At 66.3% G+C, this 12582-nt stretch carries 14 protein-coding genes; 9 read left to right on the top strand and 5 right to left on the bottom strand.

Annotated features, from left to right (window positions below; all coding sequences use genetic code 11):
- Nucleotides 1-35 precede the first annotated feature (35 nt).
- A complete protein-coding gene (locus OH799_RS21920; RefSeq protein WP_406267163.1) occupies nt 36-878 on the bottom strand; it encodes a TetR/AcrR family transcriptional regulator in 843 nt (280 codons plus the stop codon).
- Nucleotides 879-951: 73 nt separating this feature from the next.
- On the opposite strand from OH799_RS21920, the gene OH799_RS21915 reads away from it, so the two are divergent.
- Nucleotides 952-2163: an MFS transporter gene (locus OH799_RS21915; protein ID WP_406267160.1), complete on the top strand. Its 1212-nt coding sequence runs from the start codon at nt 952-954 to the stop codon at nt 2161-2163.
- A gap of 326 nt (nt 2164-2489) precedes the next feature.
- Here OH799_RS21915 and ramB read toward each other — a convergent pair whose 3' ends face one another.
- Entirely contained in the window at nt 2490-3896 is a 1407-nt protein-coding gene (gene ramB, locus OH799_RS21910; protein ID WP_357259819.1) for an acetate metabolism transcriptional regulator RamB, read from the bottom strand.
- 93 nt (nt 3897-3989) lie between these two features.
- On the opposite strand from ramB, the gene OH799_RS21905 reads away from it, so the two are divergent.
- The 6 genes from OH799_RS21905 (at nt 3990) to OH799_RS21880 (ending at nt 9167) form a co-directional block, all read left to right on the top strand.
- The gene (locus OH799_RS21905) at nt 3990-5501 is read left to right on the top strand and encodes an ATP-dependent DNA ligase (RefSeq protein ID WP_406267156.1); all 1512 of its coding nucleotides are present in this window, start codon (nt 3990-3992) and stop codon (nt 5499-5501) included.
- 146 nt (nt 5502-5647) lie between these two features.
- Nucleotides 5648-6904, top strand: coding sequence for a lipase family protein (locus OH799_RS21900; protein ID WP_406267153.1), 1257 nt, complete (start codon nt 5648-5650; stop codon nt 6902-6904).
- Nucleotides 6905-6995: 91 nt separating this feature from the next.
- The gene (locus tag OH799_RS21895; RefSeq protein ID WP_406267150.1) at nt 6996-8219 is read left to right on the top strand and encodes an anion permease; all 1224 of its coding nucleotides are present in this window, start codon (nt 6996-6998) and stop codon (nt 8217-8219) included.
- 11 nt (nt 8220-8230) lie between these two features.
- Nucleotides 8231-8512, top strand: a complete 282-nt coding sequence (locus OH799_RS21890; protein WP_406267147.1) for a hypothetical protein — start codon at nt 8231-8233, stop codon at nt 8510-8512.
- An 11-nt stretch (nt 8513-8523) separates the two neighbouring features.
- On the top strand, nt 8524-8859 hold the full coding sequence (locus OH799_RS21885) for a DUF3349 domain-containing protein (protein WP_406267144.1): 336 nt from the start codon (nt 8524-8526) through the stop codon (nt 8857-8859).
- A gap of 17 nt (nt 8860-8876) precedes the next feature.
- Nucleotides 8877-9167, top strand: a complete 291-nt coding sequence (locus OH799_RS21880; protein ID WP_406267141.1) for a DUF3349 domain-containing protein — start codon at nt 8877-8879, stop codon at nt 9165-9167.
- 60 nt (nt 9168-9227) lie between these two features.
- On the opposite strand, the gene OH799_RS21875 is transcribed toward OH799_RS21880, so the two are convergent.
- Together OH799_RS21875 and OH799_RS21870 are read right to left on the bottom strand one after the other, a co-directional pair.
- Entirely contained in the window at nt 9228-9668 is a 441-nt protein-coding gene (locus OH799_RS21875) for a DUF4254 domain-containing protein (RefSeq protein WP_406267137.1), read from the bottom strand.
- Between the two features lie 50 nt (nt 9669-9718).
- Nucleotides 9719-10021, bottom strand: coding sequence for a hypothetical protein (locus OH799_RS21870; RefSeq protein WP_406267134.1), 303 nt, complete (start codon nt 10019-10021; stop codon nt 9719-9721).
- Nucleotides 10022-10138: 117 nt separating this feature from the next.
- Between OH799_RS21870 and OH799_RS21865 the strand changes: the two genes are divergently transcribed.
- Both OH799_RS21865 and OH799_RS21860 read left to right on the top strand, forming a co-directional pair.
- The gene (locus OH799_RS21865; RefSeq protein WP_406267131.1) at nt 10139-11020 is read left to right on the top strand and encodes a helix-turn-helix domain-containing protein; all 882 of its coding nucleotides are present in this window, start codon (nt 10139-10141) and stop codon (nt 11018-11020) included.
- Nucleotides 11017-11208 (top strand): DUF397 domain-containing protein, encoded by a 192-nt coding sequence (locus OH799_RS21860; RefSeq protein ID WP_406267128.1) that lies wholly within the window; start codon nt 11017-11019, stop codon nt 11206-11208. Before OH799_RS21865 ends, OH799_RS21860 begins: the two co-directional genes overlap by 4 nt.
- A 549-nt stretch (nt 11209-11757) precedes the next feature.
- Here the strand turns inward: OH799_RS21860 and OH799_RS21855 are convergent.
- Nucleotides 11758-12582, bottom strand: coding sequence for a class II fructose-bisphosphate aldolase (locus OH799_RS21855; RefSeq protein ID WP_406267125.1), 825 nt, complete (start codon nt 12580-12582; stop codon nt 11758-11760).

Raw genomic sequence — 12582 nt, 5'->3', positions numbered from 1 at the left:
TAGCGACGCATTTTCGCGTTTGCCGGTACGCGCGGTCAGGTGCTGGGGGTCGATAGGAGTTTCAGTACGACGGGGCGGGAGAGGGTGCCGGAGACCTGTCTGGCCAGCTGGTTGGCGCTCGCGCCCTCGGCGCGGGCGGTGCGCAAGGCGGCGGCGAGGTCGTCGCGGGCGGCTTCGGTGGCCGCTTGGGCGTCGCGGAGTCGGCGTGCCGCCCGGTCCACATCGGACATCTCGCCGGTGGTCAAGGCATTGACCGATTCGACTTCCGGGACGGCCACTTCGTCGGCGTCCACGACTGGGTCGCGCCGCATCGCCGCCCTGGCGAACTCCATCATGAACTCGCGGGTCGCGTCCTTATCCTCCGCGGCGGCCTCGCCGAGCAGGAGCCGGGTGGTCTGCGGTACCGCGTGCGACCAGTTGGCCAGGCCGCACAGTGCGAGCAGTAGGCGGCCCGCGCGGCTGGAGTCCACGTCGAATTGCTCTTGGGCGCGGTCGAATTTGCGCACATAGTGCTCGGCCCGCCAGCCATCGATATCATGCGCGTCCGCGCCGCGGTGCAGCGCTTCCCAGAGCAGCAGCCGCAGCAGCTGCGGGTTGTGCCGGTGATAATCGAACAGCTTGCCGACGTATGAGCCCGGTTCGGTGTCGGCCAACGGTTTGACCACGTCCAGAAACTCACGCATGGTCTCGATGAGGATGACGTCGAACAACTTGTCCTTGCTGCCGAATAGGCCGTAGATGCGTTCCTTGTTCACGCCCGCCGCCTCCGCGATGCGGTCTACCCGGGCACCGGCCAGGCCGTATTGCGCGAATTCGTCGCGCGCGGCGCGCAGGAGGGCCTGCTTGGTGGCGTCGCTCCGTCTCATCGTGGCCGTCATGGGCCACACTTTACCATTTCGTAAACCAACTATTTGGTTGACATTGTGCGACTGGTCGACCTACTGTCATGACATGGCTATGCCCACTCATCAGCTTCCGGCCGACACCCCGGCCATCACGCGTCACCGCAACGCGTCGCCGCGCGCCCACACCGGGCGCACACTGCCCGCCTTCGTGCTGTCCGCCCTGCTGGCCACCGGCCAGATGTATGTCCCGATCCCCCTTTTCAACGCCATGAAAGCCGACTGGAGCGTCGGCTCCGGCGTGATGACCTGGATCATCAGCGCGTTCGCGTTCGGTTACGCGGGCGGCTTCGTGTTGTTCGGCCCGTTGTCCGACCGCTACGGCCACCGCAGGGTACTGGTCACCGGCATGCTGGCCGCCTCGGTGGTCACTCTATTGACCGGACTGGCGTTCAGTGCGCCACTGGCCGTCGGCCTACGAGTGATACAGGGGCTGGTCGTCGGCTCGATTCCGCCCGCGATCATGGCCTACGTGGCCACACGCATCGCACCCGCGCATCGCGCGGTGGTCACCATGTCGGTGGCGACATCGTTCCTCGCGGCGACGGTGGTCGCGCAGATCGTCTCGCAGGCGGTAGTCGGTTCGTTCCACTGGCACGCCGTCTTCATCGGTGGCGCTGGCGGTTTCGCTGTGCTGGCGCTGGTGTTGCGCAGCGTGATGCTCGGCGACGTGCCAACGGGGCGGGACCTTCCGCTGCGGCACAGCTATGCCGCGATCCCCGCGGTGCTGCGCATCACGCCGCTGCTACCGATGCTCGTAGCCGGTGCGATGAGCATGGCGGTGATGGTCGGGATCTACACCGGCTTGGAACTCACCGGCATCGTCAAGGGATCGGGTGAGCTGCTCGCCCTGCGTGCTGGAGCGCTCCCGGTGATGATGGCACTGCCGCTGCTGGCCGTCCCGCTGGCCCGGCTGTCGAAGCACGCCCAGATCGTGCTCGGCGTCCTGATCGCGGCCTCGGCGATGGTGGCGGCCGCGTTCGAGGGGACGCACCTTGCGGTGCTTACCGTGCTACTCGCGATCCTGGTCGGCGGCCTCGGGGTTATCGCCCCCGCGGTTCTGCAGAGCGCGGGCGAATTGGGTGGCGAGTCGCGCGCCGCCGCCATGTCGGTCGCCATGTTCAGCTTTTACGTGGGTGCCACCGTGGGCCCGCTGGTCGCCGCGGTTGCTGCACCGCAAGGCTTTTCGGTTCTTGCCTGGACCCTTTCCCTGCTCCTGGTCGCCGCGCTCGGCCTGACCCTGGTCGGCCGCCGTGTTTGATCGGCTGTGTTTGATCGGCGGCGCCTGCGGCGCCGCGTGTTCGCGGCCCTCTCATGGCTCGCGTCCGAGCGACCGACGCTGGCGACTTCGTCGCGGACGCGCCGGCCGCTCGGACGCGAGCCGGGCCGCGAACGGGCAATGCTCGGTCTTGCTGTGCTCGAAAGCGGGAGTAGGGCCGGTGTGGTTGCGTCGGGAGGTGAAGGCGGATTGATCGTTCGCTCTTCGAAATGACCGGGCCCACAATGCGGCCGGGAATCTGCTGGGCCGCGATGCTCGCCGACACAGAACCCGAACGCAACCGTGACGACTCCCGAACCCAACCGTGACTACTTCAGCACGTACGGGGAGACCGAGCTGCGGTGTTCGCTGATGTCGAGGACCTTGCCGAGTGGAGGGAAGGCTCGTTGGGGGCAGTTGGCACGTTCACACACGCGGCAGCCCGCGCCGATCGGGGTGGCTTGGGCTTCGTCCAGATCGATGCCGTCGGCGTAGATCACGCGGCCTGCGTGTCGTAGTTCGCAACCGAGGCCGATCGCGAAGGTCTTGCTCGGCTGCCCGTAGCGGGTGGCGCGGCGCTCCACCGTGCGGGCCACCCACAGGTATTTGCGGCCGTCGGGCATTTGAGCGATCTGCGTCATGATCTTGCCGGGATAGGCGAAGGTCTCGTAGACGTTCCACAGGGGGCAGGTGCCGCCGCTGGCGGAAAAGTGGAAGCCTGTGGCGGACTGGCGTTTCGACATATTTCCCGCCCGGTCCACCCGGACGAAGGAGAACGGGACGCCGCGCAATGTCGGTCGTTGCAGCGTGGACAGACGGTGGCAGATGGTCTCGTAGCTCTGAGTGAAGAACGCCGACAGCCGCTCGATGTCGTAGCGGAAATCCTCGGCAACCTCGTGAAAATGCGTGTACGGCAGCACCATTGCCGCGGCAAAGTAGTTGGCAAGGCCGAGCATGGCCAGCTTGCGGGCGTCCTCGGACGCGAAATTGCCCTCCTCGACCAGCTTGTCGAGCAGCTCCCCGCACTCGAAGTAGGCCAGCTCGGCGGCCAACTTGAAGGTGCGCTGTCCACCGGAGAGGTGCGGCGCGATCTCGAGGTGCTGGGTCTGCGGGTCGTAGCGGTGCAGCACGCCGTCGCCGAGGTCGATGCGCTCGATGATCCGCACGTCGTGGGCGCGCAGCATCCTGGCGACCTCGCTGCTCACGTCGCCACCGTGGAATCGGATGCGCGCGGTGAGGTCCTCCGCGGCCGTATCCAAGGCGTGGATGTAGTTCTGCCGCTGGTAGAAGTAGTCGCGCACCTCCTCGTGCGGTTTGCTGATCGCCGCGCTGCCCGCGCCATCGGCGAACCGGTCCTCGGTGGCGGCCGCAAGCTGGGCGGAGGTGTTGCGGTAACGGTTGTGCATGTTGACCAGCGCGCGGGCCATGCTCGGGTGCGCCGAGATCATGTCCGCGATCTCCTGGGTGTCGGCCTCGATGCCCAGCTCCTGGTCCATCACCACCTCCTGGAGTTCGGCGATGAGCCGGGTGTCGTCCTGGGAGGAGAAAAACGTCGCGTCGACGCCGAACATCTCGCTGATCTTCAGCAGCACCGGTACGGTCAGCGGGCGCACGTCGTGTTCGATCTGGTTGAGATAGCTCGCCGAGATCTCCAGCTTCTGGGCGAGTGAGACCTGGCTCAGCCCTCGTTCGGTCCGCAGCTGGCGTAGCCGCGTTCCGACATAAGTCTTGGCCATATGTCCAGTTTATGGGCGCTTTCGCATACCTGCCAAGGGCAAATTAGCAGTCGTTCCGAGCGATGTGTCACACCCGCGGGTTACCGTCGAGAGGTGTTGTTCTCGGATGTCGTGCAGGCCTCGGAGACCGTTCGAGCGACCAGGTCACGAAAGACGAAGATCGCCACGTTGGCGCAGCTGCTGACGTCGGCCGCGCCGGAGGAGCTGGCGCCGGTGGTCGCCTGGCTGTCCGGCGAACTGCCGCAGGGCCGGATCGGGACGGGCTGGCGCACGCTCACCGCGATGGACGGCGCACCGGCAACCGTCGCGACGCTGACGGTTTCGGCGGTGAACTCCGCGCTGAGCGATCTGTCCGAGACCGCGGGCCCCGGCTCGACGGCCCGGCGCAAGGAACTGCTCGTGGCGCTGTGGTCCGCCGCGACCCACGGCGAACAAAACTTTCTCCTGCGACTGCTGGCCGGCGAGTTGCGGCAGGGTGCGCTCACGGCGGTCGTCGGCGAGGCGGTGGCCGCGGCCGCGGACGTGCCGCCGGATTTGGTGCGCAGAGCGTACATGCTTTCCGGTCAGTTGCCGGTCACCGCCGCGGCCGCGCTCACCGGCGGAGCCGAGGTGCTGGCCGGGTTCCGTCTGGAGGTCGGCCGTCCGATCCAGCCGATGCTCGCCTCGCCGGGCGCGACGCTCGATGAGGCGCTGGCCGAATTCGACGGCGAGGTGAGTGTCGAGCACAAAATGGACGGTGCCCGCATCCAGGTGCACCGGGAGGGCGATCAGGTTCGGGTGTTCACCAGGACGCTGCGTGACATCACCGCGGGGGTGCCGGAGTTGGTGGAACTGGTCGCCGGACTTGCTTGCGCCAGCGTCGTGCTGGACGGGGAGACGGTCGCGCTCACCGACTCCGGGCGGCCGCGTCCATTCCAGGAGACCATGAGCCGCTTCGCCGAGGTGAGTTCCACCCGGGAGTTGCTGCTGCACCCCTACTTCTTCGACTGTCTGCACCTGGACGGCAGGGACCTGCTCGATGCTCCGCTGTCCGAACGGCGCGCCGCGCTCATGAAGGTGGCCGGGCCGTACAGCATTCCCGCGCTGATCCGGCCCGACGCCGAAGCGGCCGCCGAATACTTCGACGGTGTGCTCGCGGCCGGCCACGAGGGCGTCATGATCAAGTCGTTGACCGCACCGTACGCGGCGGGCAGGCGCGGGCGGGCCTGGCAGAAGATCAAGCCGACACACACCCTCGACCTGATCGTGCTCGGCGCGGAGTGGGGCTACGGTCGCCGCACCGGCTACCTGTCGAATCTGCATCTCGGCGCGCGCGATCCGGAAACCGGCGATCCGGTGATGGTCGGCAAGACATTCAAGGGGCTGACCGACGCGCTATTGCACTGGCAGACAGCCGAATTCCCACGACACGAGCGGGCCCGTGACCGGTCCACCGTGTACCTGTGGCCCCAACTCGTGGTCGAAATCGCCCTGGACGGTGTCCAGGTCAGCCCGCGCTACCCCGGCGGCGTCGCCCTGCGCTTCGCCCGGGTGGTGCGCTATCGACCGGACAAGGATCCGGTCGAGGCCGACACCATCGACACGGTGCGCGCACTGCTGCCTTGATCAGACCGTGATGTGACACCGTCGGCGTGTGACGCTGCGATGGCGGTCGTGCCGCTGTCAGTATGGGCTCATCAGCGTGGCGGATGCTCGACACCGCAATGGTTCGGCAGGGTTTGCTTCGGGACAGGGGTCAGCAGGTGGGTGCGATGGTGCGATGGCGGCTGCGTGGGCGGCAGGTCGGAACAGTGTTGGCGCTGGTCGGCGCCTTGGCGGTGAGTACAGCCGGGACGTCCGCGCACGCGAATCCGATCGAACAATTCCTCGCGCCCTCGCGTGAGTACTCCGGAGTCCTGCCGACGCCGCTGGGCGATCCGTTCTACACGCCGCCGCCGGACTTCGAGAACAAGCCGCCGGGCACGATTCTCGCGACCCGCCCGAGCGGCACGGGCCTGACCTTCTTTCCGCTGATCTCGACCGAACTGCTGATCCGATCCACCGACTCCAAGGGGCGGCCGGCGCCGGTGGTAGCGACGCTGCTCATGCCGACCACACCCTGGACCGGCCCGGGGCCGCGCCCGCTGCTGTCCTTCAACGCCGCGATCGACTCGCTCGGGCACAAATGTGCGCCGTCCTACGAGCTCAAGTCCGCGCTGGAGAACAAGTTGTGGGCCGCGCAGATTCCGCTGTCCAAGGGATATGCCGTGATCGTCCCCGATCACCAGGGCCCGCGGCAGGCGTACGGAGCCGGTCGGATGGCCGGTCACGCAGTGCTCGACGCGATCAGGGCCGTGGTCCGCACGCCAGGCTTCGGGTTGCCGCCCGACACACCGACCGTGGTCACGGGTTACTCCGGCGGCGCGATCGCGACCGGATGGGCTGCGCAGCTGGCGCCGGAGTATGCACCTGAGGTGAATCTGGTCGGCGCGGCATTCGGGGGCGTGCCCGCCGACTTCGGCATGCTGCTGGCCGGCATGGACGGCCGCAATGCCGCCTCCGGGGTATTTCTTGCCGCGACACTCGGCCTCGCCCGGGAGTATCCGGAAATGCTGGGTCTGATGAACGACGATGGCTGGCGCTTGGCCCAGATCGGCAAGGACATGTGTATGTCGGCGGAAAGTTTCGCCGGTGTCGTCGCGCCGATTCCGGTGCAGGCGCTCACCAACGTCGCCGCGCCCACCGAGCTGCCGATGATCAAAGAGATCCTGGCCGACAACCGCATGGGCGCGACCGCTCCGAAGGTGCCGGTGTTTCTCTATCACGCCACGCACGATCCGTGGGTGCCATTGGCGGGAGCCGAAAATCTCTACGCGGACTGGTGCCGTGGCGGGGCGGAGGTGGACTTCGAGGTGTATCTCGGGGAGCACTTCCTCGTCGGCCTCAGCGGGATCCCCGGTGCGAACGCGTGGATAGACGATCGGTTCGCAGGTCGTCCGGTCACACCGGGATGCGCGCGGGTCGGGTGAGCGGAGACACAATCCACGCTATCGCCTCCGGGACGTTCGACTAACGGCAACCACTTGGCGATGAGATCGGCGGGTGCCGCACACTGGAGGCGTGACCGTCGAATTACTGGTTCTCCTGATCGTCGTTGTGACGGCACTCGCATTCGATTTCACCAACGGCTTCCATGACACCGCCAACGCCATGGCGACGTCGATCGCCACCGGTGCGCTCAAGCCTCGCGTCGCGGTCGCGCTGTCGGCGGTGCTGAACCTTTTCGGCGCCTTCCTGTCGGTCGCCGTCGCCGCCACGGTGGCCAAGGGCATCGTGCGTCTCGATGCCGTGTCGGGTCACGAGCTGCTTATCATCGTGTTCGCCGGTCTGGTCGGCGGTATCTTGTGGAACCTGCTCACCTGGCTGTTCGGCCTGCCGTCGAGTTCGTCCCACGCCCTGTTCGGCGGTCTGATCGGCGCGACGCTCGCCTCGCTGGGCTGGAGCGGCGTGATCTGGGCGTCCGGTTCGGACGGGGTGGTCACCAAGATCATTCTTCCTGCGGTGCTCGCTCCGGTCGTCGCCGCGCTGGTGTCGGCGATCGGCACCTGGCTGGTCTACCGGATCACCAGGACCTCCGCCGAGGACAAAGTCACCGAAGGCTTCCGTTGGGGCCAGATCGGCTCCGCCGCGCTGGTATCGCTGGCGCACGGCACCAACGACGCGCAGAAGACGATGGGCGTGATATTCCTCGCCCTCGTCGCGCATGGGACGCTCACCAAGAACGACGAGCTGCCGCTGTGGGTGATGGCCGCCTGTGCCGTCGCTATCGCGGCGGGCACGTATCTCGGCGGCTGGCGGATCATCCGGACGCTGGGCAAGGGGCTCGTCGAGATCGACTCGCCGCAGGGGCTCGCTGCCGAATCCGCGTCCGCTGCCATCATTCTCACCTCCGCCCACTTCGGGCTGCCGCTGTCCACCACGCAGACCGCGACCGGCTCGATCCTGGGTACCGGGCTCGGTAAGGGCGCCGAGGTGCGGTGGGGCGTGATGGGGCGGATGGTGGTGGCATGGTTGCTCACGCTGCCACTGGCCGGTGTGGCCGGTGCGATCTGCTGGGCCGTCGCGCACTTCGTCGGCGGGCTGGCCGGCGTGCTCGTGGTCTTCGGCATTCTGATCGCGTTATCGACGGTGATGTATCTGCGGTCCCGGCGAAATCCGGTGCACACCGGCAACGTCAACGAGTGGCCGGGCGCAGCCACCGATGGGCCGGGAGTCATCCAGGACTCGGCAGACGGCGGGCAGGCGAAGGAATTCGGCTCGACGTCCCATTCGGCACAGGTCTAGGAGGTCCGTGCGTGCACACTCTCGTCACGAATCTGAATTCGTTGTGGAAGGTGGTTTCGGCCGGGCTGCTACTCGGGGCGGGGCTGCCGATGATCTTCGCGATCGGAGTGCGGTTCTGGTCGGCGTCGGAAATCGTCGAGGAGGGAGGCGCGGTGCGGCGCAACTACCCGGCCCTCGCGGTCGCGATGGTGTGCCTCGCGTTGGTCGTGGTGGCAATCCTCACCGGAATCCTCTACACCGCAAAAGCTTTCATCGCGGCGAGGTTCGGCATTCATCTGTTCGAACGGGCATGAGGGGCGTCAGAGTGACCGATCAAGCGAAACCAGCACAGCTACGGCCGCACCTGCTCGGCAAGATCGTGGGCTGGCTGCGCGCCGGCTATCCACAGGGAGTCCCGCGTTCGGACTATGTCGCCCTGTTCGCGGTGCTGCACCGCCACCTCACCGACTACGAGGTGGTCGCGATTGCCGAAGAGTTGGCGACCTCGAACCCGGACCGCGAGATCACCCACGCCGAGATCGAGGAAGCGATCGCCCGGGTTGCGAAGGAGCAACCCGACGACCGCGACATCGCCCGCGTCGCCTCTCATCTGGCGGCGGGCGGCTGGCCACTGGCCGACCCCCCTGCCGATTCCGACTGAACGAAAAGCGTTCGCCGATGCCACCTTTCCTGAACGCCATCATCGACTGGCTGCGGGCCGGATATCCGGACGGTGTCCCGGAATCCGACTACATCCCGCTGCTCGCTCTACTGCGCCGCCGACTCTCCGATGAGGAGGTGGCTCAGATCGCGGCCGAGCTGACCGGCTCCGGCGAACTGCCCATCGACAAGACCGACATCCAGGTGATGATCACCAAGCTGACCCACGACATGCCTTCGGAGGCGGATGTGACCCGCGTGCGCACTCGGCTGGAAACCCACGCCTGGCCGGACCCGTCGGAGGATTAGCTCGGGCGGAGACTTCCCGAGCTGTCAGCGGCGATGCTCTCGGCACGTTTCGGTCGCGGTTCATCGTTGGTCGCGCGGGCCGCTGAGGTACGGGAGGCGGCGCAGGCCCACCGAGACCTCGTAGGCGAGGTCTTCATAGCCGAGCGCGAGCTCGGCGAGGCGCTCCCAGGAGTCGTGGACGGCCCATTCCGGTGCGAGGGGCAGGACTTCGTCGGCGCACGCGGCGAACTGGGCGAGGCGGTCGATCACCATGCCGACGGTTTCGGTGTGCATGTGGGCGCCGCCGTGTGGGGGCGGCACCTCGGTGGCGACCCAGCGGTCGACGGCGAGAACGAGTCGGGCGCGGTGCTGATCGATGTCGTTCGCCTCGCCCAGTTCGGTATACAGCCGTTGCCGGTGCAATCCGGCGAGTAGGTGTGCGGACTCGAGGATCGGATGGTCGCCTCGGGGCACGACACGGCAGGCGCGTAAAACGAGTTCTTTGGTCGGCAGCGGTTCCACTGCGATAACCCCCTGGATCGAATGGTGTTGCGGTATGCGAGATGTGAAAATCAGCGGCGATGCCGCCCGCTCGGACGCGGCAACCGTGGCCGACGTCGCGGCGGCCCGGTCTCCCAAGGCGTTTCGATAACGACCAGGCCGAGGGCTTCCAGCGCCGTGAGCCCTATCCGGCTCGCCAGCTCCTCCATCAGCGAAACCGTTTCCGCCGCTTGGATCGCCGCCGTAGCCTGCTCGGTCGTCAGCATCCGACCGCGCAGATACGACACCACCCACGCATCCTCGCTGACCCGACGCGCCTGGTGCGGCGTGCGATCACTGACGATCCACGCCCGGTCGATGACGTGCACAGACATCAGAACCCCCCTCGTTCCCGCCATACGTGCCCCGGAAAGCCCGCCTCAATATTGTAAAGTATACAAGCCAAAATACAAAACTGTGTCGCATCATTTGTCGGCTGTATTGTGCGTGGCATGGCCCGGTCACCTGCGGTTGCGCGTTGGGAGCTGGCACTTCGGCTTCGGCAGCGGCGGCTGGAGCTGGGCATTGGCGCGGCTTCGCTTACCAAAGCGCTCGGCGTATCGGCCGCCTATTGGTCGCACATCGAGAACGAGCGCAACTTGCTCCCGAAGGACAAGCTCGAACAACTCCTGGACATCCTCGAGATCGACCAGAGCGAACAGCGCGAATTGTTGGCACTGCGTGAAAACGCGAAGCGGCGTGGGTGGTGGAGCCGATACTCCGCGTTGTTCGGTGACGAGATCCTTCGCTACTACGGATTGGAGTGGGGAGCCGAGTCGATCCGGACATACGAAAGTGGCATGATGCCCGGGCTCCTACAAGGCGAGGAGTTCATCCGAGCAGTGATGCTTTCGGCCGGAGCGACGGTACCGGCGATCGAAGTCGATCAGCGTGTCGAAGCGAGGCTTCATCGGCAGCAAAGATTGACGGGCGACAATCGGGTTTCACTGCGTGTGGTTATCGGAGAAGCGGTGCTCCTCCAGCAGGTCGGAGGTTCGGGTGTGCTGCGGCGTCAACTCGTTCATCTCGCGGATCTCGTGGAATCGCACCCAGAAAATCTCGAAGTGCGGGTCATCCCTTTCACGGCCGAGGACAGTATTCCGGCGGGCTCCACTTACCATCTACTCGACTTCGCCAGCTCTCGATTGCCGACGCTCGGGTGGTACGAAACAGCTGTGTTCGGCCAGATCATCATTGATGACGAGAGCCGAAAGGAATCCAGAGTGCGCGACTTGGGATTCGTGTTCGAGCGGGCGCGGTCATCGGCGCTATCTCGGGTGGAGTCGCTGGCGCTGATCCGGGAAATCGCTACTGGATTACAGTCGGCGGGGTGAGCAGTTCCGATTGGTTCAAATCCTCATACTCCAACGACAGTCAGACCTGCGTCGAGGTTTGTTTCGACGGTGAGCGAGTCCTCGTCCGGGACAGCAAGTTTCCGGGGCCGCCGGATGTCCGACCAGTTCTCGCGTTCACGCCGACACAGTGGTCCGCGTTCACCATGGCGATCCGGGCGGCTGAGTAGTCCCGGAAGACGTGAGTTGCGCGATGTCCCGAGAACGCTGGTTCAGATCAACGCACCCCCGTGACGCGGGAGCTCGCGTAGAGGTGAAATTCGACGGTGAGCAAGTTCTCGTCCGGGCCAGCGAGTATCAAGGCGCGGTCGCGAGAAGGCGCTCTATGGTGTGCCACTCATCAGAGATCGGCGCCGTTGCGGCGGAGAGCCTGGCGGACTCGGGTGGTGATGATGTGGGGCGGTTGGTGAGGAGGGCCGCGCTTACTCCGGCGGCCTGCGCGCGGGCTATCAGGTCCGGCCGCATCCGGTCGGTACTCCTGGCCGCGTCGGATCGGCCTCAGCCAATGCCAGATCTCGAGTGCGCGAGTGGTATGCGATCGAAGCTATTTCGTGGTGTGTCGCTCACACAGGGGCGTCCAGGTTTACGCCTGCTGCTCGTCGAGCCTGTCCGCATCCGAGAGGAGCGGAACCGACTTCGGTCACAGGCAAGATCCTAGCCCCGCGGGCGATCCATGATCGAAGTGCAACGCGAGAAGGCCGTCTGTGGTGTGCCGCTCGTCAGGTGAGGAGGTGGAGGAAGTGTTCGACTTCGGACTGGATGGCGGAGCGGGCGGGGACGAGGTATTTGCGGGGGTCGGCGAGGGTGGGGTCGGCGGTGAGGGTGGTGTGGATGGCGGCGGTCATCTGGACGTTGAGGCGGGTGGCGATGTTGATTTTTGTCATGCCGTGGTCGACGGCGGCGCGCAGGCCTTCGTCGGGGACGCCGGATGAGCCGTGCAGGACCAGGGGGACCGGGACTTTCGCGGCCAGGCGGCCGATCAGGTCGGTGTCGAGTCGCGCGGTGCGGCTGTGCATGGCGTGGGAGGATCCGACGGCTACCGCCAGGGCGTCGACGCCGGTGGTCGTGACGAATTCGACCGCCTCGTCGGGATCGGTGCGGACGCCGGAGGCGTGGGCGCCGTCTTTGCCGCCGACTTCGCCGAGTTCGGCCTCTACGTGGACGCCGCGCTCGTGGCACCAGCGGGTGATGGCGACGGTGGCGGCGACGTTGTCCGCGTAGTCGAGGATGGATCCGTCGAACATGATCGAGCGGATACCCAGATCTACGGCGGCGCGGACCAGTTCGGGGTCGGTGGCGTGGTCGAGGTGGACGGCGACAGCGGCGCTGCTGTCGGCGGCGATCCGCAGGCAAGCGAGTGCGAGCGGGGCGAGACTGCGGTGATAGCACACCGTATTCTCCGAAATCTGCAATACCACTGGCCTTTTCGACGATTCGGCAGCAGTTGTGATCGCCTCGGCATGCTCCAGGGTGATCACGTTGAACGCGCCGAGACCGCCGGGGCTGACGGCGGTGACCAGGTCGGAAACCGAAGTCAGCGGCAT

The sequence above is a fragment of the Nocardia sp. NBC_00881 genome, from assembly GCF_045207455.1.
Taxonomy (GTDB): Bacteria; Actinomycetota; Actinomycetes; order Mycobacteriales; family Mycobacteriaceae; genus Nocardia.
The sequence above is the reverse complement of the archived record's forward strand: the minus strand, read 5'-3'. Positions and strand labels throughout refer to the sequence as shown.